Source organism: Dactylosporangium sp. CA-152071, assembly GCF_050936335.1.
Lineage (GTDB): Bacteria > Actinomycetota > Actinomycetes > Mycobacteriales > Micromonosporaceae > Dactylosporangium > Dactylosporangium maewongense.
This window is the reverse complement of the sequence record NZ_JBNJMZ010000001.1, coordinates 6,154,660-6,180,421: the sequence shown is the minus strand read 5'-3', so window position 1 is coordinate 6,180,421 and position 25,762 is coordinate 6,154,660. Positions and strand designations below refer to the sequence as shown.

At 69.7% G+C, this 25,762-nt stretch carries 16 protein-coding genes; 11 read left to right on the top strand and 5 right to left on the bottom strand.

Going from position 1 to position 25,762, the window contains the following annotated elements; all coding sequences use genetic code 11:
* Positions 1 to 55: 55 nt before the first annotated feature.
* The 3 genes from ACQEVZ_RS27665 (at position 56) to ACQEVZ_RS27655 (ending at position 5,568) form a co-directional block, all read left to right on the top strand.
* Positions 56 to 2,317, top strand: coding sequence for a tetratricopeptide repeat protein (locus tag ACQEVZ_RS27665; protein WP_433371601.1), 2,262 nt, complete (start codon positions 56 to 58; stop codon positions 2,315 to 2,317).
* A complete protein-coding gene (locus ACQEVZ_RS27660) occupies positions 2,298 to 5,048 on the top strand; it encodes a TIR domain-containing protein (RefSeq protein ID WP_433371598.1) in 2,751 nt (916 codons plus the stop codon). The genes ACQEVZ_RS27665 and ACQEVZ_RS27660 overlap by 20 nt, the downstream gene beginning before the upstream one ends.
* A 169-nt stretch (positions 5,049 to 5,217) precedes the next feature.
* Positions 5,218 to 5,568 carry a hypothetical protein gene (locus tag ACQEVZ_RS27655; protein WP_360567854.1) on the top strand — a complete coding sequence of 117 codons (351 nt, stop codon included), beginning with the start codon at positions 5,218 to 5,220 and terminating at the stop codon, positions 5,566 to 5,568.
* Positions 5,569 to 5,879: 311 nt separating this feature from the next.
* Here ACQEVZ_RS27655 and ACQEVZ_RS27650 read toward each other — a convergent pair whose 3' ends face one another.
* Positions 5,880 to 7,394: a tyrosine-type recombinase/integrase gene (locus ACQEVZ_RS27650; RefSeq protein WP_433371593.1), complete on the bottom strand. Its 1,515-nt coding sequence runs from the start codon at positions 7,392 to 7,394 to the stop codon at positions 5,880 to 5,882.
* A gap of 421 nt (positions 7,395 to 7,815) precedes the next feature.
* On the opposite strand from ACQEVZ_RS27650, the gene ACQEVZ_RS27645 reads away from it, so the two are divergent.
* Together ACQEVZ_RS27645 and ACQEVZ_RS27640 are read left to right on the top strand one after the other, a co-directional pair.
* Positions 7,816 to 9,015, top strand: a complete 1,200-nt coding sequence (locus ACQEVZ_RS27645; protein ID WP_433371590.1) for a hypothetical protein — start codon at positions 7,816 to 7,818, stop codon at positions 9,013 to 9,015.
* A gap of 3 nt (positions 9,016 to 9,018) precedes the next feature.
* Positions 9,019 to 9,558: a hypothetical protein gene (locus ACQEVZ_RS27640; protein WP_433371587.1), complete on the top strand. Its 540-nt coding sequence runs from the start codon at positions 9,019 to 9,021 to the stop codon at positions 9,556 to 9,558.
* Between the two features lie 101 nt (positions 9,559 to 9,659).
* Here ACQEVZ_RS27640 and ACQEVZ_RS27635 read toward each other — a convergent pair whose 3' ends face one another.
* Positions 9,660 to 11,081, bottom strand: coding sequence for an IS1380 family transposase (locus ACQEVZ_RS27635; protein ID WP_433371584.1), 1,422 nt, complete (start codon positions 11,079 to 11,081; stop codon positions 9,660 to 9,662).
* Between the two features lie 207 nt (positions 11,082 to 11,288).
* Here ACQEVZ_RS27635 and ACQEVZ_RS27630 point away from each other — a divergent pair, with 207 nt between their 5' ends.
* The 5 genes from ACQEVZ_RS27630 (at position 11,289) to ACQEVZ_RS27610 (ending at position 20,204) form a co-directional block, all read left to right on the top strand.
* Positions 11,289 to 11,669, top strand: coding sequence for a hypothetical protein (locus tag ACQEVZ_RS27630; protein ID WP_433371581.1), 381 nt, complete (start codon positions 11,289 to 11,291; stop codon positions 11,667 to 11,669).
* Between the two features lie 107 nt (positions 11,670 to 11,776).
* Positions 11,777 to 13,057, top strand: a complete 1,281-nt coding sequence (locus ACQEVZ_RS27625; RefSeq protein WP_433371578.1) for a DUF4407 domain-containing protein — start codon at positions 11,777 to 11,779, stop codon at positions 13,055 to 13,057.
* A gap of 144 nt (positions 13,058 to 13,201) precedes the next feature.
* A complete protein-coding gene (locus ACQEVZ_RS27620) occupies positions 13,202 to 15,664 on the top strand; it encodes a hypothetical protein (protein WP_433371575.1) in 2,463 nt (820 codons plus the stop codon).
* A complete protein-coding gene (locus ACQEVZ_RS27615; RefSeq protein ID WP_433371572.1) occupies positions 15,661 to 19,104 on the top strand; it encodes a hypothetical protein in 3,444 nt (1,147 codons plus the stop codon). Before ACQEVZ_RS27620 ends, ACQEVZ_RS27615 begins: the two co-directional genes overlap by 4 nt.
* On the top strand, positions 19,104 to 20,204 hold the full coding sequence (locus tag ACQEVZ_RS27610) for a hypothetical protein (RefSeq protein ID WP_433371569.1): 1,101 nt from the start codon (positions 19,104 to 19,106) through the stop codon (positions 20,202 to 20,204). The genes ACQEVZ_RS27615 and ACQEVZ_RS27610 overlap by 1 nt, the downstream gene beginning before the upstream one ends.
* A 1,055-nt stretch (positions 20,205 to 21,259) precedes the next feature.
* Here the strand turns inward: ACQEVZ_RS27610 and ACQEVZ_RS27605 are convergent.
* The 3 genes from ACQEVZ_RS27605 to ACQEVZ_RS27595 form a co-directional block, all read right to left on the bottom strand.
* The gene (locus ACQEVZ_RS27605; RefSeq protein WP_433371566.1) at positions 21,260 to 22,426 is read right to left on the bottom strand and encodes a hypothetical protein; all 1,167 of its coding nucleotides are present in this window, start codon (positions 22,424 to 22,426) and stop codon (positions 21,260 to 21,262) included.
* Positions 22,423 to 22,941: a SigE family RNA polymerase sigma factor gene (locus tag ACQEVZ_RS27600; protein WP_344501088.1), complete on the bottom strand. Its 519-nt coding sequence runs from the start codon at positions 22,939 to 22,941 to the stop codon at positions 22,423 to 22,425. Before ACQEVZ_RS27600 ends, ACQEVZ_RS27605 begins: the two co-directional genes overlap by 4 nt.
* A 179-nt stretch (positions 22,942 to 23,120) precedes the next feature.
* On the bottom strand, positions 23,121 to 23,768 hold the full coding sequence (locus tag ACQEVZ_RS27595) for a hypothetical protein (RefSeq protein WP_344501086.1): 648 nt from the start codon (positions 23,766 to 23,768) through the stop codon (positions 23,121 to 23,123).
* Positions 23,769 to 24,138: 370 nt separating this feature from the next.
* On the opposite strand from ACQEVZ_RS27595, the gene ACQEVZ_RS27590 reads away from it, so the two are divergent.
* A complete protein-coding gene (locus tag ACQEVZ_RS27590) occupies positions 24,139 to 25,737 on the top strand; it encodes an alpha/beta hydrolase (protein ID WP_344501084.1) in 1,599 nt (532 codons plus the stop codon).
* Positions 25,738 to 25,762: the final 25 nt, after the last annotated feature.

Here is a 25,762-nt window from a genome sequence, read left to right as displayed (position 1 = left end):
CCTCAAGTGCCGCTGCCAGTGTTTCCTTGTTGCCGACAAGAAGAGGAAACAGCTCATGACTGCACCTTCCGATGGCAAGATCCCGAAGGACTCACCGGGAGCCCACCTTCGCCGCTTCCGGATCGACGCACGGATGTCTCTGGCCGACCTGGCCGGCAAGACGCACTACAGCAGGGGATATCTCAGTAAGATCGAAAACGGTCTCAAGCCGCTGAGCCGGGAAATCGCGCAGCGGTGCGACGACGCTGTCGGTGCCGGGGGCGCCCTGCTGCGGCTCGTGCAGGGCCAGCCTGCCGTCCGCCGGCGACGCCAGGTGCCGGTGATCCGAATCGTCGACCTGCCGCCCGCATCGACCTGGTTCTACGGCCGTGACGCCGAAGTGGCCCGGATCGTCGCATTGTTCAGCTCGGAACGCCCTCGCGCGTCGGTCATCGCGTTGTTCGGCCTGCCCGGCGCGGGCAAGACCGAGTTGGCCGTTCAGATCGCCACGCACCTGCTCGACGCGTATGACGGCTGCCTCTTCGTCGACCTGCGCGGCGACCAGGGGCCGCTCGCAACAGACGACGTGATGAACAAGGTGCTGCGTCGCTTGGGCCTGCCCGGTGAGCTGATCCCACACGACGCCGATGAGCAGACCGCGTTGTACCGGAGCACGGTCCGTGATCACCGGCTGCTGCTGGTGCTCGACAACGCTGGCGGCGTTTCCCAGGTCAGCCCGCTGCTGCCGCCGGGCGGGCGCTCCGACGTCATCGTCACCAGCCGCGTCCGGCTGTCCGCGCTCGATGAGGCGGAGCACATCCAGGTCGGCGAGCTCGACCCGATGGCCGCCCGCCGGCTGTTCGCGAGTGTCACCGGCATTGACGCTGCCTTTGACGACCCGGCGCGCAGCAAGCAGGTGGACCGGATCGCCACGCAGTGCGGGTTCCTCCCACTGGCGGTCCGGGTGGCGGCGGCTCGGGTGCGGGGCGGATCGGATGACGGCCTGGACCGGCTTGCGGTGCAGCTCGACGAGGCGCCACGGCTCAGCGTGCTCGACGACGGCACCCGCAGCGTCGGCGCGGCGTTCGCATCGGCCGTGGCGGCATTGCCGACCGAGGTCGCTCACGCGCTGGCTCATCTGTCGCTGTATCCCGGACGCGAGTTCGATGAGCGGTCGGCGGGGCTGCTCACCGGGGCCAGCACGGCGCCCGGCCACGACGTGGCCCGCCTGCTGGAAGGGCTGATCGATGCGTGCCTGCTCGAACGGCGGTATGCCGGCAGGTTCGCATTCCACGATCTGGTGCGGCTCTTCGCGGCGGAGCTCGCCCGGGCGCTGCCACCCGAGGGTGCCAAGGACCGGTTCTTGCAGGGGTACCTGCAGATGGCCCAGCACGCTGACCTCATCGTCACCCCGAGCCGGTTCCGGGCGGCGAAGGTGCAACCGGGGCCGGCCGACTGGTATGCGACGTTCGCGGACACGGTGGCGGCAACGCGGTGGTTCGACGACGAGCAAAGCGCATTTGTCCGTGTCTGCGAACTCGCCGCTGTGGATCGTCCCGACATCTGCTGGCGGCTCGCGTATGCGCTGCGGGACTACTACTTCCGGACGAAACGGTCGGCGCCGTGGGTGCGCACCCACGTATTGGCGCTCGACGCGGCCACGCGGTGCGACGACGCGTGGGCGATTGCCGTCACCTGCAACAACCTCGGTCTGGCATACGCCGAGACAGAACAGTTCGAGCAGGCCGCCACGCAGTACGCGAGGGCGCTAGAGATCTTCGTCAGCCTCGACGACGGGTACGGCGCGGCCAACACCATCGGCCACCAGGCCTGGCTGGCGCACTGTCTCGGTCACCAGCCGGCGGCGATCCGACTGGGCCTTGAGGCGCTGCGGTTCTACGAGCGCCACGATGTGAACCGCAACGCAGCCATCACCCTGCGGACCGTGGCGCTGGCCGAGGCCGCGGACCGCGAGTTCGATGCGGCGCTCGGCCACCTGTACCGGGCTCGAGAGATCTTCTCAGCCGCAGACCTGATGCTGGACGAGGTGATGACGCTCAACTGTATCGGTGAGGTCTTCTCACAGATGTCCGAGCTGGCGCGGTCGGCGAAGCACTTCCGCGCTGCACGCCGGCTGGGCCGTACCGTCGGAAGCACCTTCGAGCAGGCCAGGGCACTCTGCGGGCTGGCCGGCGTCGAGGCGGCCGCCGGCAGGGCTCAGCATGCGGCGCTGCTCGTGGACCAAGCCCACACCCTGCACACCGGCTACCGTCCCGTTCCCCGGCAGGCCACCCGCAAACGGGCGTCAGGAGTTGTTGATGAGCACCAAACGGTATGACGTGTTCCTGTCGCTTGCTGGGCCGGATCGAGACGCTGTCCGGCTGCTGTACGCCGCATTGAGCAGTGCGGGCCTGACCGTCTTCATCGACGAGCTGGAGATCCGGGAGTATCACGGCATCACCGCCGAGATCGAGCAGGCACTCCACCATTCGAAGGCGCTGATGGCGTACTACTCGAGGCATTTCACCAGCCGAACCGCGTGCCAGTACGAGCTGACCGCGGCGTTCCTGGCCAGTCAGCGGGAAGGTGACCCGACCAAGCGGGTCCTGGTGCTCAACCCGCATGAGGAGACCGATCATCTGCTCCCGGTAGAACTGGCCGAGGATAAGTTCGACCGGCTTCCCCCACCGCACGACGCCGCCACGATGGCGAAGGTGGCAGCCTTGATCGTTGCCAGGGTCCAGCCCCTGGACGGTTGTATCGGTGGGGTGCCGTTCGCGCAACGTCCCAGGTGGTACGGGCGGCGGGAGGGTTCATATGAGTTCGTCGGGCGGTATCGCGAGCTGTGGCTACTGCATTCCGCCCTGCACCGGCAGCGGTTCGGCCTGACGCAGTACGCCTCGTCCGGCCCGCTGGCGATGCTGATTGGCATCCCCGGGATTGGGAAGTCGGAGCTGGCGGCCGCCTACGCGTGGCACTTCGGCGCGGCGCACCTGGGCGGGGTGTACTGGATCTCTCTGGCCGGCAGCCCAGCCGACCCCGACGCCGTCTCCGCACGGTTCGTCGACGCGCTCCGGTCGCTGCTCGCCCAGGTCGGGCTCGACGTCGGCGAGGCCGGACCGGACCACGTGCGCGGCATGTTCGCCGAACTCGTGGCGGCGAAGGCGGAGCCAAGCCTGCTCGTCGTGGATGACTTTCCCGGCGTCGCGCTCGGCGATGAACTGGCGGTGCCCGCCGGCAGCCGCCTGCACACTGTGCTGGTCACCAATAGGGCTGCCTTCGACGGGCCGGCGACCCCGGTCGAGATCGGGCCGATGACACTGACGGACTCGGTGGAGGTGCTGCGACGATACCGGTCCGGCAGCGACGCCGAGGTGGAAGCGCTCGCGAACAGGCTCGATGGGCATCCGATGGCGCTCAAACTCGCCGGTCGTCAACTGCGGGATCTGAGCGGGATCCTGTCCTATCCCCAGTTTCAGCAGCGGCTCGACGGCGACGCAACTGCGATGGCTCCGGTACGAGCGCTGCTGCGGGACCGAATCGCCATGCTCGACGGCGCCGGCAGGCGGGCCTTGTGGCTGTCACTCGTGTGCTCGCCCGCGGCCGTGCCGACCGTCCTGCTGCAACGGATACTGGGCGCCGATGCGGAGGCCGCGGTCACCGCGCTGCGTCTGGGCTTGATCGGCACTCCGGCGGACGACGCCTGGCAGATTCACAGCTTGGTCCGAGACACGGCCGCAGAACTGTTGCTGTCCGCCCCGGCGGCTGCGTCGTTGGACACCGTGGCTGCAGAGACTGCCGACGCGGTGCTGGACCTGCTGACGGCGTCCGGCCTCAGTCCCTCCACGGAGTCACGGCTCGTGCAGCACGCCGGTCACCTGTCGGCCCGGCCCGGCCTCGGCTCAGCCGTCGTCGAGGCGCTGCTCCGTCGGGTCACCGAGCATTACGACGCCCGGGGCGAGGCGGTCCTCGGCATGCCGTTCCACGTCCGCTTGGCTTCGCTGCTACCCGCGGACAGCGACGTCCTGGCGGCCGCGTCGCGGTGTCTGCTCCGCAGCGGGGAGTTCACGCAGGCGGAGGAGTACGGCACCCGTGCTGTGGCGGCCGATCCGACCCCACGAAACCGGCAGCTCCTCGCGGAGGCGCTCGACGCTCAGGCCAGATACGTCGAGGCCGACCGGCTCTGGACCGAGCTGAACCCGCACTCGATCGCTCGGTGCCGGGCGCTGCGCCTGCGCGGCAGGCACACCGATGCCCGCCGGGCACTCGAAGCCCTCATCGCCGAATTGCTGGCCGAACCGGACCGATTTCACGACCTCCAGGCCGCGCAGCTGGAGCTGGGCCGAGCGGAGATGGAGACCGACGCGCAGCCGTCGGCACGCAAGCGGGCCCGGGCAGTGATGGCGGCCTACGAGGCCCGAGGCCTGCCCACCCACATGCACGCCGTCGAGGCAGCCAGGCTCTTCGCCGACACCCGACTGAGCCTGGCCTTCTGGGATCTCCGCACTGATCCACAGGTCTGGCGGGACGCTGCCGAGGACCTCCGCACGCTGCGCGACACCTACAACCGCACGCACGGGCCTCGCAACCATCTCACCCTCAGCGTCGCCGTCGCCCACGCCGAGGCGCTGATCGCCCTCGGCAAACCCGGCGAGGCGCGACGGGCCATCAAGGCCGTCGAGGCGGACCTGACCGACCGGCTACCCCTCCTCGATCCGGTCCTGCTGCGGTCTCAGGTGGTGCTGGGCTATGCGGCGGCGCAGTGCGGCCGCAGCGAGGACGCCACCGGCCACTTTCGCCGGGCGTACGAGGGCCAGCGCGACGTGCTCGGCCCGCAACACCCGCACACGCTCCGCACCCAGCTCAACCTCGCGATCAACCTGAAGCTGACCGGGCACTCCGCGGAGGCGAACCGGATCTTCCACCAGGTGCGTCGCGCCGCACCCAGCGCCGTCGGGCGCAGCACCGACCTATTCGGCCAAGCCTTCGTGGCCTCCGTGCTCGGCCCGCTACCGACCTCCCTCTGGCGGCTGCTCGGCAACAAGCCCAAACCTGCCGCAGACTGCTGACCGACGTTTTCCGCGTTTCCTCTTCGGCCGTGCGACATGCAACGGCTTCCTGCAGGCGAGCTGAGAGCAGAGTCTCGAAGAAGCGGAACCGACCGCCGAACATCGATCAGCACAAATACCGAGCGTCCGGTTGCCGCACCGCATCCACCGATCTGCAGGGAGTAGATCTATGTCCAACAGGACCACAACCCGCCGACGCCTGGCCCGGCTCGCCGCCGTCACGGGGGCCGCGGGAGTCGCCGTCGCACTGATGGGCGCGCCGGCGTTCGCGGCCGGACCGTACATCAGCTCGAACTCCGGCGGCGCCAACATCCGCAGCTGCCCGAACACCGGGTGCGGCACCTACGGCTTCTGGGGCAACGGCACCGGCGTGACGATGGTGTGCTACACCGACGCGCAGTGGGTGTACCCGCCCAACTCCAACTACGCCTCGAACCGCTGGTTCTACGTCAACAGCCCGACCGGCGGCTACATCCACTCCTCGCTCGTCGCCAGCCAGGTCTCCACCCCGCACTGCTGACGATGTTCGACGCGGGCCCGGCGAGCCATCATGGCCGCCGGGCCCCAGCATGTTCAGTCTGCTGGCACTTGTCGAACTGGCCGGCGTTGTCCGCCCCGATGCGCGTGCGGCGCCCTCGGCGCACGGCAGATGGCTGCTGACGGAGGGATGTGCACCGGCTCGGCGTCGCGGTCGTCGCCTACCCATCCGCAGTCGGCCGGTTGGTGATCGCGGGTTGCTCCATAGTCGCTCGGATGTTCACCAGCCTGGACGGACGCACGCGGACAGAAAAGGGAAAGCCCAGAGCTGCCGCCCCCCTTTAATCCGTAGGTTCAGGGTTCGAGTCCCTGGCGGCCCACCACTTGACCTGCGGTTTTGCGTTGCCGGTCTGTCCTGTGTGGACGGTGGTTGCTCGGTGCGTGCTTCTTCCCGCTCCTGCGCTTCCTCGGTCCTTTCGGGTGAGGTGCGGGGGCTTGACCTGCGGTTTCACGGTTCGCGGGCCGTTCCGGAGCGCCGAGTGTTGCGGATCTGGCGCCGTGGTCGCCGTACTCGTTGCGCCGCTTCTTGATCTGTTTCCGGACGGCGCGCGCCGCGGTGAGGACGAGCTCGGCGGTGGCCGCGGCGGCTCGCCGCTGTGATTCGGGCAGGACGCTGGTGTAGGTGTCGGCGGTCAGGACGATGCTGGCGTGGCCGAGCTGGTCCTGGACGGTCTTGAGGTCGGCGCCGGCCTGGTGCGCGAGGGACGCCGCACCGTGGCGGAGGTCGTGCAGCCGGACGGGTGGCAGGTCGGTCGTGCTGCGGAGGCGGCAGAACCGGTGGGTGACGTAGTTCGGGTGGAGTGGGCGGCCGTCGGGGCGGGTGAAGACGTAGCCGGTGTCCTGCCATTGCTGCCCGGCGGCGAGCCGTTCGAGACGCTGCCGGCGGGCGTGGTCTCGCAGGACCTGGACGGTGTGCCGGTCCAGGGCGATGACTCGGCGGCTGGCGGCGCTCTTCGGCGGCCCGACGAGGATCTGGTCGCCGGCGCAGGTGACCTGCTGCGTGATCGTGATGGTGCTGAGGTCGAGGTCGACGTCGCACCACCGCAACCCCACCGCCTCACCACGGCGCAGGCCACGCAGCGCGATCAGCCACCACAGGGCGTAGAGCCGGTCGGCGGCGACATGGTCGAGGAACGCGGCGAGGTGTTCGGCGGTCCACACGGCGACGGGCGCCCGGACACCGTGGTCCTGCCACGCCTCGACCCTCTGCCTGGTCCACACGACGGCGTGTGGGCGGGGTCGGCTGGGCAGTTCCACACGTTTGGCGGGGTTGTCGGTGATCATGTCGCCGCGGACTGCGGCGTTGAGCGCGCCCCGCAGGGTCGCGCAGATGCGGTGCAACGTCGCCGGGGCGAGGTAGTCCCCTGTGCGGGTGGTCTGTTGTGCGAGGTCGGCGAACATGGCGGTGAGGTGCCGGACGGTGACGTCGGCGAGGCGGTGTCTGCCGAGGTGTGGGATGAGGTACTGCTCGACGTGTTGGGTGTAGACCCGCAGCGTCGTCGGCCGGATCGACGTTCTGGTGGTCAGCCAGTGCCGCAGCCACCGTTCCACGGTCCAGCGCTGGCCGGTGAACCGTTCCAGGGACTGGTCCAGGACGTCGTCGCGGGCTCGGGTGGCAGCGGCCTGGGACGGGAACCCGCTGCGGCGGACTTGGGTGGAGCGGCCTCGGATGTCGCGGACGCGGCAGTCGAACTGCCAGCTGCCGTGCCCGCGCTCGACCAGGCGGGGGCAGGTGCGGTTCCTGCGGCGGCCGGCCTGGCCGGTGGCGCTGCAAGTGCAGGACTTGAAGATCACACCGCGGCTGGCCATGAGGCATCTCCACATCGAGCGGGTCGGCTGACACCACCCAGGCTGCGACTCGCGACGCAAGCACGGTCCGGGCTTCACCGAGCTCTACCCGATGGTGTCGGCAACGCCGGGCACGTCTCCGTGATCGCCTGCCCAAAGACCGGGGTTCGCTTGATCACACCTCCGCACATGCCGATGTCCGGAAACGTGATCAGGGCACGCAAGCCAAAAGCGGCGAACCGCTTCCCGTGCTCTACCGGCCGATGGGCACGCTGTCCGTCAGATTCGCTACGGGCGCACCGGTGTCGTCGGGGTTGAGCATGATTCCGTTGCTCGGCGCTACGCCGGTTGGGCCGCTCGCCGCGCAGATCCGCCTGCGCTTCGCCGGTGGATTACCGCCACCGGCGACGTTCCGTACGCCGTTCAGTTGGGAGGGAATCTCGTGACCGACGATGTCGACGCCGGCCTGCCCCGGATTCGGGTGCTTGTCCTCGGCGCCTCGGGGTCCGGCAAGACCGTGTATCTGGCCAGCCTGGGTCGTCGGCTGGGGGTGCAGTACCCGGAGGTCGGGTTCTATCTACGTTCCCCGCTGACGCAGGCCGGTCGGCTGCGCGACGTGTACTCGCAGGTGGCCGACTCGGGCCGGCCGTGGCCGCCGCCGAGCAAGGTGGCTGACGGGGAGGTCTTCAGCTTCACGTGTGCCATCCAGCACGAGGGCGCAAACCGGCCGGTGTTCACCATCGACTACCAGGACTACGCCGGTGAACTCATTTCGGCCGACGGCGACGCCTCGGAGGCCACGGCCGAGTTCGACGCCGACATCGAGCGAGCACACGTGCTGCTGTGCCTGCTCGACGGCCAGCGCATGGTGGAGTTCCTGGCCGACGAATACGACGGGCGCCGCTACTTCGAGGAGACGATGCAGCCGGCCTATCAGAAGCTCCAGGAGCACTCGACCGGTAAGCCGATGCACTTCGTTCTGACCAAATGGGACCTGGTGGCCGCGGACTGCGCCGGTGACCCGGACCAGCAGAGCGCGAAGCTGGCGCTGGTGGCCGACCGGCTGCGCCAGATCCCGGAGTTTCACCAGTTGGCCGGCGGCCATGCGGCGCCCGTGCGGCTCATCCCGGTCAGCGCCGTCGGGTTCGGGTACGCGCGACTGGAGGACGGCAAGGGTGCCGTGAAGATCCCGGGTCGATCGGCCTATCCGGTGGACGTGGAGATCCCGCTCACGGCGATCATGCCGGACCTGCTCGACCAGGCGCTGGCGGCGATTCAGGAGAGGGCCGGCCGACACATCGCAGCGCTGTCCCCGGGCGCCGCGCAGCAGTGGGCCGAGCGGATCGCCTGGAAGGCCGGCGAGTCCCGGGCCAGCATCGCGGCGGTCGCCACCGGCCTGGTCGAGCGGCTGAGCGGCCGGCCGGCCGGCGCCGCGACCAGGATCGCGGTGGACAGCGTGGTGCAGCAGGTGATCGACGGGCTGATGCGCGCCCTGAGCCGCCGCCAGAAGGCGATCGACGACATCCACGGAACCCTCGACGAGGCGGAGCAGTTCCGGAAGCTGGCAATCGAGCGTTTTCGTGCCGCGATGCAGGCGTACGAGGGCCGGATGCCGGCCAGCGTGCTGCGGTCGGTGGTGTAGCCCATGTGGCCGTTCCTCGTCGCCCGCGGCAAGTCCCACGGTCAGCGGACACTGCTCTGCCCAGATTTCCTGATGGAACACCGGATGTTGCTGCGCGACCGGATTCCGTCAGCCGACGGGCGGATCAGGACGCTCGAATTGAGCCCGCCCGGCACCGACCCGGTCACCGTATACCTCAGCGAGGTCCAGGCACCCGGCCAGGTCACTGACCAATACGGCCGGGAACTGACCATCTCCTACGGCGTGATCGACCTCAGTGATCGCGACCGCCCAGAAGACCTGGACACCCTGATGGCGGCCGCGCTCGACCAGGCCAGCACGGTGTACCGGGAGTTCCTGGCCGACGAAGACAACTTCGAGACCCGCCCGTCCAAGCCGCTGCTCGATGTCGTGCCGGCCGGGGCTCCTGCGCCGGTACGGCCGAAGTTGCCCAAACCGAGGCCGGACCAGACCGATCCGCGGATGCTGTTGTGGATGCTGGTGCTTGCCGCGCTCGGCGTCCTAGCCCGCCTCTTTCACGATGAGTTGATCATGCTGGTGTGACGGGCTGTTTGGGTCGGTTGGTTGCCGTGGGCAGGTTGAGGTGCCCGATGCTGGATCGGGTTCCTCCGTGGCTTTCGCTAGTTGGGGCTGGGGTTGCTGGTTCAGGTGATCGGTCGTGGGAGTTCGGCGAGCTGGGTGAAGGCGTTGACCAGATCTGTTGCCCAGGGCCAGGTTTCGGCGATGCGGAGCCGGGTTCGGCGGCCGCTGCGGGTGATTCGGGCGGCGACGTGCAGGAGCCGGTAGCGCAGCTTCTTCGGTTCGGCGGTGGCCAGTTCGTGTTGGAGCAGCAGGGTTTTGGTCCATGCGAGGAGGTCGATGGCGGTCAGGGCGAGTTCGAGCCAGGCGGCGTTGATGGCGAAGTCGCGGGAGGGGAAGCGGCCCAGGCCGGTGTGTTTGCCGCAGCGGATGCGGTCTTCGACACGGGCGTGGCCGCGGTGGCGGGCTTCGAGGTACTGGATCGGGCCGCCGCCGCTGGTGGTGCCGTGGGGGGTGTCGGTGATGACGAGCTGGTGGCGCCAGCCGACGATGTGGTCGAACAGGGACAGTTGCGCCCCTGGGTGAGGCAGTTCGCGGCGGACGATGACCCGGGTGCCGTCGGGGTGGGCGGTGGTGTCGATCAGGTCGGTGATCTCGCAGATTTCGGCGTGGTCGCGCAGGTCGGCGTCTTGGTCGAGGGCTGGGATCCACAGGTCCGGCTCGTCGATGATGCGGGCGAGGACGGCGCGGACGGGTTCGGTGATGGCGAGACCGACGGAGAAGCGGATGTCCAGACCCTGGTGGCGCAGCGCGCGGATGTGGGCCAGGAACTGGCTGCTGGACCCGGCGGTGTCGGCGCGGACCAGGATCGGCTGACCGTAGCGGTGCTCGTCAGGGATCTGGGCCAGGCACGCGTCCAGGACCGTGATGTGGTCCGCGGCGGTGTTGCTGCCGGCGTTGCCGGGCCGCAGGATGCCGGCGAGGGCTTCGTTGGTGTTGTCCAGGAACCCGAAGATCGGGTGGTAGCCGTATGTGTGCTTGAACGTCGGCGCGGCGTGTTCCTTCTCGGAGTGGCAGATCACCACGCTGGCGTCGATGTCGATGACCAGGCCGGGGATGTCGCGGCCGGCGGCGCGGGCGGCCGGGATCGCCCGGCCGGTCTCAGCGGCCTGCGCCCACGCCAGTTCCCTCGCCTGGGCGCGGGCGGCGCGCAGTGCGGCCAGTTGCGGTCCGCCGGTCCCGGCCAGGACCCGCCACGCCGTCGGGGTCGAGGCGACCGGCCCGAACACGGCCGGCTGCTGACGCAGCACGGCCAGATCGCTGATGCATTGCCCGCCGTCGGCGAGCATCACCGCCACGTCGACGGCGACACGGCCCGGGTCGTGGCCGGTGTCCCGACGCCGCAACCCGATCAGGGCGTCGCTGAACGCCTGCGTCAGACCTGTCGCATCGGCGAGTTCGGCCAGGAGCCGGGTCCCGGCGTGGGAGACCACGCCGGTGCCGTCGGCGGTGACAGTGAGTTTCGGTCGGGTCCGGGTAACCTGCATCCAGAAAGTGCCTTCCGTACGGGCGTGATGAGACCTTCGACAAGCCTCATTGTCCCAGTTCAGAAGGCACTTTCGCGTTCCACGTCCACCTGGTGAATCACCGATCCTGAAACACCCGGGCTAGCGGTCGTAGTGATCCTGATGTGGCTCTACCTACGGGCGCGGCGCAGCTGACCCCGTCCAACTCGCACCGGCGCCGAGCTCGGCATGTTCCTGCCGCTCGCCGTGAGCGTGACCGGCGCCGTGTTCGGCGTCGAGGACCCGTACACGACCAGACCTGCGATCTGGCGAGCCGGGGCCGCGACGTCGCTGCCGCTGCTCGACCCGGAACGTTCGTTCTTGCACTACGGCAACAGCGTCAGGCCGTACGGCTGCATGAATGCTGCCGGAACCGCGGCGGTCGGCACGCCGCTCGCGACGTTGACGAAGGACTCAGGAGAGGCGAAGTGCCCGTACGACATGGGCGCCGGCGGTGTTGAGGGTGTCTGGCCGACCTTTGACGCTCGCCGGCTTCGCGCAGTCTTCGCCGAGATCATCCAGCGCAGATGCACCGACGCCGAGGCCGGCCTCGTCCTCGCCGACGGCTGATCCGGCGGCATCGGAGGCTCCGTCCGTCAGTTCGGTTGCGACGGCCCTCAGGTCTGTCATGACCGAACCGAGCGCTGCACTCGGCGAGAGCAAGCCAGGAGGCGTGCATGGCAACACGGGTCTGGCAGGCACCCAAACAGAGGACCGGTTCCTCCCCGGAGAACACGCTGGACCTGGCCGGAGTAGCACCGCCGATCACCACCGCGGCCCCGGCGCCGGCGTGGCGGGTCAGCCGCAACCCGCTCACCCGCTTGTTTCTGTGGAGCGCCGGTGTCGACCCGACTCTGCTGCACAACCGGGTGGAGCAGTACCGCTACTCCGCCACCGGCATCTTTCTGGTGCTGGTCGCGTCGGTCTCGGCCCTGATGTTCGCCGTGTTCGGCTCGGTCATCCATGGCGCCTTCAATCGGTGGCTGCTGGCGGCCGCGGCCGTGTGGTTCATCATCATCTTCTGGACCGACCGGTCGATCGTGGCCGACCCGGACTACGGTGACCTGAGCGACGCCGACTCCGGTGACCCGGAGGCCAAGCGGCGCCGGTTCCCCCGCCCCGGCCTCTACTGGCTGCGGTACTTGTTCCGGTTGACCATCGCCCTCGGCGGCGCGTTCCTGGTCACCGAGGCGGCGCTGCTGCTGATCTTCGCTGCTGAGATCCAGGACCAGATGGCGGCCGAGAAAGTACCCCGGCTAACCGCGGCCCGCGATCCGGCCCGGCGGCCGGAGACCGCGCAGATCAACACTATCCAGCAGCAGATCGACGCCAACAACGCGCGCCTGACCACGGCCGAGGCGAAGGTGACCGACGCCAACCAGCGGCTGGCTGCCGAGTCCCGCGGAGACGGTGGCTCCCGTCGGCGCGGCTTCGGCCCGGTCGCCATGGAACTACAGAAAGAGGTCAAGGCACTGTCGGCCGCCCGCGACCAGGTCCAGGCAGAGGTCACCAGCCAGAACGCCCAGCTGGGCCAGAATCGCAAGGCCCTGGAGGCGACCCGACAGCAGAACATCGACCGGCAGGTCACTGAGATCAACCAGAACCAGGGCTGGATCGAGCAGGAAGCGGCCCTCCAGGCGTTCCTGCACGAGCACCGCGGCGAACCGGTGGTGCAGGCGGTGCCGTGGGCGCTGCGCGGCATGTTCGTGGCGCTCGACCTGCTTCCGCTGTCGCTCAAGCTGTTCTCCCGCCGCACCCTCTACGACCGTCGGCTGCGCGCCGACGCGTGGCTTGAGGCGTACCGGCTGGAGCGATTGCGCCAGGCCGGCAAGGACGCCATCCTCCTGACCGCCGACCTGGCCCGGGTCCGGGCCAACACGATCTACGACCTGGCCCGTGAGCAGGAACAGTTCCGCCGATCGAGCCGCATGAACCATCTCGGCCCAGCCGACTGGTAGACCGGCCGGCGTCTCACCGAAGGAGTAGAGGTGTCCCCAGACAGTGTCCCGACCGCGCCGTTCCTGCGGCTGGTCGAACGGATCCGGGCACAGGCCCAGCACGCCGACCTGCCCGCACACCTGCGAGCGCAACTTCCGGCGCTGTTGCGGGCGGCCGACGACCTGGAAATCGCCTGTGACGAGCCGATCTCGATCGCGTTCGTCGGCGAGTACAGCACCGGCAAGTCCTTGCTGCTCGGCACGTTGCTGGGCACGCCGGAACTGCTGCCGGTGGCGAACGAGCCGACCACCGGCAACGTGACCGCATTGCAGCTGGTGCCCGGCCCGGCCGATGCGCCAGTCGAACTGCGCGACGCGTCGCTCAGCCTGCTGTCGTTGGAGCAGATCAGCGCCTGCGCCGCATTCATCCTGCGCAAGATGACCGCCGTGGTCGCCGCGCGCGGACTGCGGATCGAGACCGATACCTTGCAACGCTACGACCCGGTGAGCGAAGGCTGGTCCCGGTTCGAACAGTGGTGCCGCAAGCATCTGTGGCCGCCGCCCAGCGACACCACCACGCCGGCCGAGGCTCGCATCGAGCTGCGTGACTCCGCGCTTGAGCTGGTCCGCATCCGCGACGCGCTGCAGCGCGGCAAAGAGCTGGTCGGGGCGACCCGGCCAGGCGCGCCGATCCCGATCACCCGCGAGGACATGGGGGCGGCGCTGCGGATCGGCGGCACCCGGCAGATGGTGGACTCGTTCCCCGAACTGGTGCCAGCGGCACCGATCAGCGTCGGCGCCGGACTCAACCCGAGTCGGATCGCCGAACTGTTTCCGCTGATCCGGCGGGTGACGTTCCGGGTGCAGATACCGGCCAACCGGTGGCCGGCGGTCGGGCTGATCAACGGGCACAGGGTCGAGTTCCTCGACTTCCCCGGGCTGAACGCGCGCGGCGCGGCCCGCGACGACTGGCTGGCCGCCAGCCAGCTCGACGGGGTGCACACGATCGTGCTGGCGGTCCGGGCCGATCGCCCCGAAGTGGAGGTGGCCACCCGATTCCTCGGCCTGCTCGACGGGCACGGCCGGACGCGAGCCGAACTGGGCGACGCGGTGCTGACGGTGGCGAACCTGTTCGACTTGACCCGGCCGCCGAACGAGCCGGTCAGTACCGTCGAGCGGCTGCGCGACGGCAACTTCGGTTCGGTGTATCGGACCGTGCGCGACCTGACCGGCGGCAAGCTGGACCGGGTGGCCTTCACGTCCTCACTGGTCGCCATCGAGCGTTACCGGATGCCGGTCGACCCGCGCGGTGAACTGGCCTACACCTTGGGCGCCATCGGCAAGGACTTGCAGGACAGCAGGAACCGGTGGACCTCGGCGGCCCGGCACCTCGCGATGGGCAGCCCACAGCACCCGCTCACGCGGGCAATCGAGCAGTTCGCGCAGGACGGCGGTGTCACCGCGCTGCGCGAGCTGCTGAGCGACCACGTGCGCCGGCACGGCGCGCAGCTCAAGGTGGCCGGCCTGGTACGCCGCTCGGCCGGCCTGCGGCAATTGGTGGAGCGGTTCGCCGCGGCCGACCAGCCTCGCGCGTATGCGGGTGCGCCCAGCTCGTACGACGAACTGTTCGCCGACCTGGCCCAGGCAGCCGACGACCTGGTGTACGCGGTGGAGGACTTGCGCGCCGACACGCTTCGCGAGACGTTGACGCTCAGCGTGGCCGCGCACGTCCACCGCTGGTCGCTGTGGTCGGCCACACTCGCCACCGCCAACGGCAGCGGTGTGCTGAGCGGCATCGCGGCGGCACGCCAGCAGGCTGCTCCGGTCGAGAACGACTTGCGTAACCGCCTACGCCCACCGGCCGCCGGCCAGACCGTCGAGCCCGTGCAGTCGCACGGCACCGCCGCGCCCCAGCTGCTGCTCAGGACCGAGGATCTGCGCAAGCCATTCCAGGACGGGCTGGTCGCCGCGGCCAGCCAGGCCGAACAAGCGATCGGCGATCTGTTCGACGGCTGGATCGAGACACAGAACAAGGCCCGGAACCTCTTGCACGAGGCACTCACCGAGCCGGCTGCCCGCAGGGCGCTCCAGGCCCAGTTGGCCGTGGTCGCGCCGGTCGACGGCGGCGCCCGGCGGATGGAGAGCCTGGCGATGATCGCCGAACTGAGCTGGACCAAGCAGGCGGTCGAGGGCACGGCCGACAAGATCTGCGCCACGCTTCCGGTAGGGCCCGAAATGGTGGACGGCGTCGAGCTGGACGACCTGTTCCCGCTGCGGCCGCGGCATCTGATGCCCTGGCACGAGCATGCGCCGAAGTTCGACACAGTGCGGCAGAACCAGGCTCATCGGCACGAGGTCCGGCTGCTGCGGGCACGGCAGGAGGTCGTCGACGCGTTGGTCCACCTGGTGACCGCGCGGGCCGTCGACGAGCTCGATCGGATGCGCGACGCGGTCCGGGACGTGGTGCGCGGCGCCAAGGCCGACATCCCTGACGACGCTCAGTTGCTGGCCATCGCCGACGCGATGGCGGACACGGAAGCGACCGGACCGACCGGCCGATCACCCTGGCGCGACCTGCTCGACGACTGGCCAACCGACGACTCCTCGAACCCGGAGGCAGACCAGTGACCCTCGACCTCGTTTTCGCGCCCGACGGCCCGGCCGAACGGCTGGACCGCAACTCTTACCGGCTGTTCGCCCGGGACGGGCACTACTCCCTGCCAGCGGTGGCGGTCCAAGTCCAGGACGGCCGCGCCGAACGGGTGTGGGACGTGTTCCTCGCCGGGATCGCGCCTGAGACCGGTGCGCTCGGGCAATTCATCCGGCGCAACTACCCGGCCGTGCCGTGGCAGACCCGAGATGTTCGCGGCACCGTGACCGCCGCTGAGGCGATCGCGGTGCCGGTAGAGCTGGTCCTGGAGCCGGGCCGCCGCCAACCTCCTCCGCGCGCGATCACACTGACCTGGCGGGCCAGCATCGGCGGTCCCCAGCCGTCCATGGTGGACTTCCCGCTGACCATCGACTTCGCCTCCGTCGGCGAGGCACCATCCGGCGCGGGCGTGGTCAATGCCGACCACGACCTGAACCCGCTGCCGGTGCTTCGACCGCGCGACGGTGGCCCGTTCATGAAGCCGATCGCCATCGACTTCGGCACGTCGAGCACCACGATCGCGATCGCCTTCGTGGAGGACGAGACGGCCGCCGGGCTCAGCGAGGAGCAGGATCTGGTACTCCGCAACGAGTTGGCCGACCTGTTGCTGGCCGAGGGGCCGAACGAGCCGGAGCTGGAGGCTGAGTGGAGCACGCTGCGTGGCCGCTGGGCCGAGACGGTGGGCCGGGCGGTGCGCACACCGCACAAGCTCACCGCCGCGCAACTGGCCGAAATGTTGTTCAGCAACGACGAGCGCAACGGCATCGTCACCGGCCAGGACGAGAAGCGCGACGAGCTGCGCGACCGGCTGTGCGCGGTGCTGGCGCCTGCTGTGAACACGTCCGACCAGCTGCGAACGTGGCTTGCCGGGCGGCTGCACCAGTGCTTCGAGCGGACGTTCGACACGCTGCCCGTCGAGGCACTCGGCCTGCGCTTGGTCCGAGTAGACGAGGACATGACGACGTCCGGCGAGGGGTACGAGATCGGCAGCGTGGCCAGCGTGGTGGCGGCCGGCCGGGCCGCGCCCGACGTCCATCTGGGCGAAACCCGGCGGCGTACGCACGAGCGGGACGTGGTCGAGGTGTATCCGTCGCTGAAGCGCTCGCTGCTCGCCCCGGCCGAGCTGGCGCCGGAGGTCAGCGGGCTGGCCTGGAACCCGGCGCCGCGGCCGCCGGTCACCACCGACTTCCTGCTGGCGCACGTGTACCGGCGGCTGATCGAGCGGGCTGTCGGCCACGACGCTGAGCTCAACAAAGGCGTCCGGCGAGGCGTCGAGCAGGTCCTGGTGACCTACCCCACGACCACCCCTCCGGTACACCGAGAACGGCTGCGGAAGATCATCACCGACAATCTCGGCGTTCCGTTCGCGAACTTCACGTTCGACGAGGGCGTCGCCGCCGCGATGTTCTTCCTGCTCCGCGACCTACGTGGCAGCGTGTCCGACGGGATCGAGCGCTACCGGTCGCGCTCCCGCCGTGTCGCCGAGCGGCCGGTCACGGTCTGGCGCCGCAACCTGCTGGTTCTGGACATCGGCGGCGGTACGACCGACGCGGCGCTGCTCGCCATCGATCTGGAGGACCGCACGCCCGATCTGCCCGAGCCCGCGAAGGCCGGCCGGTTCTACCTGATCCGGCCCCAGGTGCTCGGGTCGACCGGGCACCCGCAGCTCGGCGGCGACCTGCTCACCCTGCGGGTCTTCTACTGGCTGAAGGCCCAGTTGGCCGACCAGCTCCACAAGGCGCTGCCGGAACCACGCCTGGCCGAGCTGATGCACAGCTGGCCTGGTGCCAGCCAGGCGGCCGACGGCGGCTACCGCCCATTGACGCCGCTGTTGCTGCGCTACCAGAAGCCGGGCGTGGGCAACGAAGACGTGATCGCCGCACTCCGCGAGCTGCTGCCCACGCATACGCCCGGCGCCTCACCGGGTCTGCTGTTCCGGCAACTGTGGAGCCTGGCCGAGCGGCTGAAGGTGACGATCGGCCGGTCCGACGACCCGAGCGACAAGGCCGAGCCGAACCCTGGCGACGTGCAGGCGTTCCTGCGCGGCGCGGCGAGCCGCAACTCGATCCTGCTCAAGGACGGCATCCCGGACGTGCAGATCGTGCTCACCGGGGCCGATTTCGAGCAGCTGATCCGGCCGGTCATCAGCCGGTCGGCCGAGATCGCGGCCGACCTGGTCGCCTCGCGACTGCGCAACGAGCGCCTGGACCAGGTGGCGCTGTCCGGCAAGTCCAACGGCATGCCGCTGGTCAAGCGGATCGTGACCGAAACGCTCGAGAAGCGCTTTGCTGAAGAACGCCAGCAGCACGGCACCGCCGCCAGTTGGGACGGCGAGGTGGTGGTCGAGCACCGGTACGCCAAGCAGGCCGCATCGCTCGGTGCCTGCTGGGCCCAGGAGCAGCACGGCTCGCTACAGGGCAAGGGCGAGGCCGGCGAGAACGTGCGGGCCACGCTGCTCAAGGGCGTCACCCGGATCGACATCGACGTGGACAACCTGCTGCTGAGCTTGCCCTGCTCGTTCGAGCTGCACCAGGGCGCCGGCACAGCCGGGCTGCCACTGCTGGCGGCTGGCACCCCCTACTCGATCGGCGACCGACGGGGCAACCTCTGCGTCCGCAGCCCCTGGTTCGAGCTGCCCCGCGACGCCCGCATCCGGCGCGTCCTCGGCGCCGGGCACACCATCGAGTGGGGCCGGTTCGTGTTCCAGGAGAAGGCCGACGCGCTGCGCCGCAGTCTGGGGCTGGACATGCCCAACGAGCCGCCCAGCGACCTGTACTTCCAGCTGCAGATCGACCAGAGCCTCAACCCGCTGCTGTTCCTGACCCGAGGCCAGGTGCCCTTCTACGTTGCCCACGAGGCACCGCACGACCTGCGGCCACAGCTCGACAGCGGCTGGGTCGACCGGAACGGCTGGCTCGAAAAGCAGACCACCCCCATCTTCGCGGTACCGCTGGCCGATCCAATTGCCAGTGCCGGGCCGGAGCAGCCGCCGACAGCCATCTTCCCGACCGCCCCCGGCGGCGCGCCCCGGTTCACCACCTCGATCTTCGAGTTGGACCCGCGTAGCGCATCGATACGCGTCGCGATTGCCGAGACGCCGCTGCCGGGTCTGGCCGGCGCGGCCGAGGCCCGCGACCGGCTCAGCGGCTGGCGGTTCGAGGTACCCGATCGCAGCGGGCGGCACCGGGAGCTGGTTACCGTCGCGGTGCCGGACGGCGCATACGACCCGTCGGTCCGCTACTACGCGTCGCTGGACGCGGCCGGCCGGCTCCGGGTCCACCGGGGCTACCCCAGGTACCTGGTGACCACCCGGCTGGACGAGATGCTTCGGCACCCGGGTGCGGTGTACCGAACCGCAGTCGACTCCGGCGACCACCACCTCAACGCCGACTGGAACCCGTTCACGGGGGAGCACTGATGAGCGAGCTGGAAGATCTGGTGACCCGCCTGACCGGAGCGGTCCAGAAACACGGCGACACCGCCGACCAGATGCTGGGCGAACTCCTCCGCACGGCCGACCTGGTACGGACCCTTGCGTTTCAAGCCCGGCACGACGACGATCCGGCCGCGGCGGCCGGAAGAGCGTTGGCCGAGCGGCTGACCCAGCTCGCGTTTCTGGCCCCGGCACCGGACGAATCAAGAATTCCGGACGCGGACACCGCTGACCCGCCGCCACTGCTCCGGGAGCCGGTCAGTGCCGCGGACCAGGCGGCTTACCAGCTCCGCGAGCTGGTCGGCCGCTTCCATCAACAGCAACGGCAGTGGTTACCTGCGGCGACGCCGCCGGAGGAACCGGCCACGCTGTGGGTCTGGGCCCACCTGATGGCGCTGCGCGTCGGCGAGGCCGACCGGGTGCAGTGGTTGGCCGAGCTGCGCAACGTCGCCATCGACGGCATCGACGGCATCGATTTCCTGATCCCGTCGGCCGCCGTGTTCGGGGTTCAGCCGGTCGAGCGGCCTAACGAACCGTCGGCCGAGATGACGGCCATGCTGGACGCGCACCGCGAGGACTCGGCCGCTTGGCATCTGGGCACGCTGGCCAGCATCGTGCTGCTGCTCGCTCAGCACGACTTCGGGCTGCACACGGCGCTGCTGCCGGAGCACCGCGGCTGGGTCGAGGTGACAGACGAACTGCGTAGCTCCTACCGCGAGGCGTTCAAGCAGCAAATACCGACACGGCCAACGGACGTCCCCGGCGCCCAGGACGACTGGTACATCCGGGTCGACGAGGCGGTCCGGTCGCTGGCGCCCGACCCGTTCCCGGCACCGGACAGTTGGTGGCAGACCACCATCGTCGATGGATGCGACGATGGCATCCGGAAATACGTGCCCAGCGCGGTCATCCCGTCCGGCAGCTATCCGCCGAAGCAACTGAACCAGAACCTCGTCGACGAAAGCGAGGACGTGCCGGTGACGAGCGACCAGCACAGTCGGGTGCTCTGGGTACTGCGGACGGCGTATCTGGCCAACAACCCCTATGCAAAGGTTGGGCGAGTGGTCCACGGCGTCAAGCGGTGACGGTACAGTGCCGACTCCGCGTGTCCGTGCGTCACGCGGAGCCGACGGCACCCTCGCCCGGCATGCCCGGCGCGAAAATGTCTCGGCTTGGCTCGCCGGCCGCCGCGATGCCGAACTCGCTGCGGCGGTCCATGCCGCTCTCGTCGGTCATGGTCACATCATCGCCGCCTCGTAGGACAGGCGGCCAGCGGTTCGAGCATCCGCTTCTGCCGCTGTCCGATGCGCACTGGTCCGGCTTTAGTGCTCGTTTGCCTGCGCGTCCACGACTGGCCCCTTGGTGATCGCGGTTGCTCCGTGGTTGCTCGGATGTTCACCAACCTGGACGGACGCACACGGACAGAAAAGGAAAAGCCCCCCGAGGTCCCACCTCGAGGGCTTGCTACGCAGCGTCGACAGCGCCAGGATCAGCACGGATGCACCGGGACGATCATCGACTCGACACGGACGATGCTCCGTTACCGTCTGAACCCATCTAAATATTCAAAATTCGGACTTTTAATCCGTAGGTTCAGGGTTCGAGTCCCTGGCGGCCCACGGGCTTGGGCGCCCCCTGCTCGCTCGTCCCTTCGGGACGGCTCGCCGGGGCGCCCGTCATTCCCCGCGCACGGCTTCGCCGGGCTCCCCATCGGGGGAGCTGCGCTCCACCCGCGCCCCCTCAAGACCGTCCCCACCCGGACCTGTCTCAGCGGCCCGACTCTGTGATCCGGGTAGGACGCTCGCCTGGGCTGAGTCGTGCGATCGCAAGGTGGTGGGTTGCAGGCTGGCGCAGCGGCTCGCTGGTGGGTGGGTGGCTGGGTCGGAGCAGTACCGCAGGATGGTGGGCTCGGGGAGCTTGCGGGGGCCGGATCTGAATGCGACGACCAGCACCACCGTGATGACGACCAGCATGGCGACTGCCGTGAGGATGGCGCCGGCGATGAGCCAGCGCGGCGCCGGGCGGCGTGCATCGGTACGCATGCGCCTAGTTTTTCGCTCATCGGGTCGGGTGCGGGGCACGCCACGCGCCTGGTCGGGTGGGGGTCCGGCCAGGCGCGTGGTGGGTCGTGTTGCGGCGGTCAGCCTGGGTAGCGGATCAGGCCGATCGGGCTGGACGCATGGGTGACGGTGCGCAGGGTGCCGGTGTCGCGGGCGATCAGCTCGATGGTGACGGAGCCGACGTGGAACGGGTCGGTTTCGCTCGGGGCGAGGTGTAGCAGGAGCGGGCCTTCGGGGTGGACGCCGAGGACGTAGCGGGCGTCCGGCTGGCCGTGCTCGAACCCGCCGTTGGAGGGGCGTTGGGCACCTGGGATGTCGTCGGGCAGTGGGTACCGGTGGGTGAGCCGGCCGGTCTCGAGGTCGAACCCGACGAGGAAGGTGTTCTGCCCGACGGCCGAGCCCGGGTCGGCCGTGTCGTGGGTGCGCATGAACAGCGTGCGGTCGTCCGTGTCCAGGATCGGTGCTCCGAAGGACTCGGGCAGCGTCTCCGTGGGGCGCAGGCCCAGGTCGGTCGTGGGGATGTCGCGGATGATCCGCCCGGTCGTGCCGTCGGCCAGGCGCAGGCCGGAGAAGGACGACTCGGGCAGCGGGCACAGCAGGAGCTCGCCAGAGTTGCGCACCGCGCACACCCGGGCGGTGCGCGGCAGGTCCGGCGGCGCCGTGCTGCGGGCCCCGGTGGTGAGGTCGACGGTGTACGTGACGCCGGACCGGCTGGAGGTCTGCACCACCAGCCGCCGGCTGTCCGGGGACCAGCTCGCGCCGGCGGTCGTGTCCACGCCGGCGAACTCCTGGCGTGCGGTGCCGGCGAGGTCCCGCAGCACCCACGATCCTTCGGAGCGGAGCACCAGCAGCCAGCGGCCGTCCGGCGACATCCCGTCCACGCGCAGGCCGTCCACCTTGTACTGGCGGCCGTCCGCGGCGACCAGGGCCCAGCGTCCCTGGTCGCCGTCGTCGTACAGGAAGGCCAGCGCGGCCGGGCCGACGCCGCGGTCCTCGGGGAGCGCCGGCGCGGACCTGTCCAGGGTCAGCTGCCGTGGCAGGCCGTCGGCGGCCGGCGACGGGCCGCCTCCGTTGCTGAGCGGCCAGGCGACGCCGACCAGGCCGGCGACCACGAGCAGGGCCGCCGCGACCGGCACCAGCCGGGTCAGCGTCCGGCGGCGCTGGACCACCCTTACGGCACGGTCGGTCACGTCGTAGACGCGTGCGTCGTCGGCCGCGTCGACCAGCGCATCCTTCAGGGACATCATGCCGGCACCTCCGAGTCCTCGATGAGTTCCACCAGTTCAGGAGCCACGACCCGTAGCCGGGCGAGGGCGTGATGGGTCTGGCTCTTGACCGAGCCCACCGAGCAGCCGAGCGTGTCGGCGGTCTCGGCCTCGGACAGGTCCTCGAAGTAGCGCAGGACGATCACCGCACGGTGTCCCGGCGCCAGCCTCGCCAGCGCGTTGCGCAGCACGATCCGGCGCACCGTGTCGGCGGACTCGTCCCGCCCGATGTCCCGCTCCGGCGGGTCGGCGGCCAGCACCTCCCGGCCGCGCCGGCTCCGCCACGACGAGACGTGTTCGTGGTAGAGCGCCCGCCGCACGTAGGCGTCCGGCGTGCCGCCTTGAACCACCCGGCGCCAGTGCCGGGCCACCTTGATGAGCGTCACCTGCACCAGGTCCTCGGCCGCGTGGTGCTCGCCCGTCAGCAGGTACGCGACCCGTGACAGGCGCCCGATCCGTGCCGAAACGAACTCCCGGAAGCTTGCCTCATCGTCCACCGGCACCCCCTCATGACTGTGTCGCCCCGGTACACGAGGGAAACGGTCTCTGAGGTTGGCAGCCCGTCCGACCAAAGCCGAACCGGACCTGGACGGCCAAAGCCGAACCGGACCTGGACGGCCAAAGCCGAACCGGGCCCGGACGGCCAAAGCCGAACGGGCCCGGACGGACGGATGGCCTACGCCTCGAGCAGCCACCACGCGATCGGGACGCCGCCGGCGGGGGCGGCGGCGTTGAGGTGCAGGCGGAGCTCGCCGGTGGCCGGGTTCGGCACCGCCGCCTTCACCCAGACGGCGGTGCTGCGCTGCGCGAGCGCGAGGGCGCGGGTCGAGGCGTACAGGTGCAGGCCGGTGACGGTCACGCTGCTGGCGCCGGCCGGCACGGTCGCCAGGCCGCTGCGGCTGAAGCGCGTCTGGCCGCGGACGGAGAGGGCGGTCTTGCTGTACTCGTCCGGGGCGGAGGCGACGACGCCGATGCCGCCGAGGTCGCCGGCGACGCCGATGACGCCGTAGCCGATGTCGCTGCGGCCGATGACGCCGTTGCCGTTCGAGGAGTACCCGAGGACGCCCGCGTCGAAGCCGGTGGCGTCGACGGCGACGGTGGCGGTGTTGCGGACGTCGAGCGTGGCGGCGTCGGAGGTCGAGCGCAGGACGGTGGACTCGGTGCCGGCGTTGTTGTCGGCGCCCTGGAGGACCGGGTCGCCGGGGGCGGCGGCGGCCGGGGTGGCGGTGGTCATCGCGGCGGCGACCGCGGCAACGCCGCCGGCTCCCGCTCCGGTGAGGATGCCGCGTCGGCTGAGCCGGTTCGATGGCTTCTGGTTGGCCATGACTGATGCTCCCCTCGTGTCGTGGTCATCGCGACCACGTCCAGCTTCCGGGTGGGGAAACCCGAGGTCGAGCGGCTATCCGTCTGCGTTCCCGGCGGAATAGTGGTTGCTTGACAATTCAAAGACTCCAATTCGAATTCAATTTTCCACTGTACCGGAATCATTCATGGCCTAACGATGGCGGCCCTGGACGGGGGCAGCTGGGGCCGCCGGCCCTGGGACGGGGGCCCCGGCGGGGTGGAGTTGCTCGGGTGGAGGAAAGGGTCGCCGGTCTTCCGCGCGTCGGGCGCGCCCGAAACGATCGGCGTGACATTGTTTGGCCCGAATCAACTGCCCGAATACACCCATTTGGGCAAATTTGGGAGGATTTGTGGAGAGAAAGACCGTGAAGGGGCTCGCCCTCTTCACCGCGGCGGCCACGGCGTTGGTCGTCGTCCCGGCGACCGGCGCCTCGGCCGCGCCCGGTGCGGACACCGCGGGAGCCGCCAAGATCACGTGGGGTCAGTGCGAGAGCCCGGGCCTGCAGCGGCGGGGCGCCGAGTGCGGCCTGCTCGACGTGCCGCTGGACTACAGCAAGCCCAACGGCAAGAAGATCCAGATCGCCGTCTCGCGGATCAAGGCGAAGGTCGCCGCGAAGGACTACCAGGGCGTCATGCTCGTCAACCCGGGCGGCCCCGGCGGCTCCGGGCTGACGCTGTCGGTGCTGGGCGAGTACGTCCCCAACGGCGCCGGCCAGGCGTACGACTGGATCGGCTTCGACCCGCGCGGCGTCGGCTCCAGTGTTCCCGCGCTCTCCTGCGACAACGACTACTTCAACGGTCCGCGTCCGGAGTACATCCCGTGGAACCAGAGCATCGAGAAGACCTGGCTCGACCGGTCCAAGAACTACGCCAAGGCCTGCGGTAAGGCCGGCGGCGCGCTGCTGGACCACATGACGACGGTGGACTCCGTCAACGACATGGAGTCGATCCGCAAGTCGCTCGGCGCCAGCCAGATCAACTTCTACGGCTTCTCGTACGGCACCTACCTCGGCCAGGTCTACGGCACGCTGCACCCGAAGCAGGTGCGCCGCATGGTGCTGGACGGCAACGTCGACGTGCGCAAGGTCTGGTACCAGGCGAACCTGGACCAGGACGTGAACTTCGAGCGCAACGAGCGCATCTGGTTCGACTGGGTCGCCAAGTACGACTCGGTCTACCACCTGGGCAAGACCGGCACCGAGGTGCAGCTGCGCTGGTACGCGGAGCAGAACAAGCTCCGCAGCAAGCCGGCCGGCGGCGTGGTCGGCGCGGACGAGTTCGCCGACATCTTCCTGTACGCCGGCTACTACCAGTCGACGTGGCTGGAGCTGGCCGAGGCGTTCGCCGGCTGGGCCAACGACAAGAACACCGACCTCATCGTCGCGGCGTACGAGAACTACGTCGCCCCCGGCGACGACAACGGCTTCGCGGTCTACAACGCGGTGCAGTGCACCGACACCCAGTGGCCGCAGAGCTGGAACACCTGGGAGCGCGACAACTGGCGCACGTTCCTCAAGGCGCCGTTCATGACCTGGGACAACGCCTGGTACAACGCGCCGTGCCTCTTCTGGCCCGGCAAGGTGTCCAAGCCGGTCAAGGTCGACGGCTCGAAGGTCCAGAGCGTGCTGTTCGTCGGCACGACGCTGGACGCCGCCACGCCGTTCGAGGGCAGCCTCGAGGCGCGCCGCCGCTTCCCCAACAGCGCGCTGCTGGCGGAGGTCGGCCAGACCACGCACGCCAACTCGCTCAACGGCAACGAGTGCGTCGACAACGTGATCGCCGACTATCTCGCGACCGGCAAGCTGCCGGCCCGCAAGCAGGGCGACAAGGCCGACGCCACCTGCGACCCGCTGCCGCAGCCCGACCCGACCGAGGTCTCGCTGCAGGCGAAGTCGCTGCGGGCCGACAGCAGCGCGGTGCGCGCGCCGCTGTACCCCGTGCACCACTAGATCGCGCTACACAGCAGCGGGGCCC

Bases quoted from the DNA above. Each gene is read 5' to 3' on its own strand.
- ACQEVZ_RS27640 (WP_433371587.1), top strand. From the start codon at position 9,019: ATGTGGCCGTTCCTCGTCGCCCGCGGCAAGTCCCACGGTCAGCGGACA.
- ACQEVZ_RS27595 (WP_344501086.1), bottom strand. From the start codon at position 23,768: ATGGCCAACCAGAAGCCATCGAACCGGCTCAGCCGACGCGGCATCCTC.
- ACQEVZ_RS27660 (WP_433371598.1), top strand. From the start codon at position 2,298: ATGAGCACCAAACGGTATGACGTGTTCCTGTCGCTTGCTGGGCCGGAT.
- ACQEVZ_RS27625 (WP_433371578.1), top strand. From the start codon at position 11,777: ATGGCAACACGGGTCTGGCAGGCACCCAAACAGAGGACCGGTTCCTCC.
- ACQEVZ_RS27635 (WP_433371584.1), bottom strand. From the start codon at position 11,081: ATGCAGGTTACCCGGACCCGACCGAAACTCACTGTCACCGCCGACGGC.
- ACQEVZ_RS27610 (WP_433371569.1), top strand. From the start codon at position 19,104: ATGAGCGAGCTGGAAGATCTGGTGACCCGCCTGACCGGAGCGGTCCAG.
- ACQEVZ_RS27650 (WP_433371593.1), bottom strand. From the start codon at position 7,394: ATGGCCAGCCGCGGTGTGATCTTCAAGTCCTGCACTTGCAGCGCCACC.
- ACQEVZ_RS27605 (WP_433371566.1), bottom strand. From the start codon at position 22,426: ATGATGTCCCTGAAGGATGCGCTGGTCGACGCGGCCGACGACGCACGC.
- ACQEVZ_RS27665 (WP_433371601.1), top strand. From the start codon at position 56: ATGACTGCACCTTCCGATGGCAAGATCCCGAAGGACTCACCGGGAGCC.
- ACQEVZ_RS27655 (WP_360567854.1), top strand. From the start codon at position 5,218: ATGTCCAACAGGACCACAACCCGCCGACGCCTGGCCCGGCTCGCCGCC.
- ACQEVZ_RS27630 (WP_433371581.1), top strand. From the start codon at position 11,289: ATGTTCCTGCCGCTCGCCGTGAGCGTGACCGGCGCCGTGTTCGGCGTC.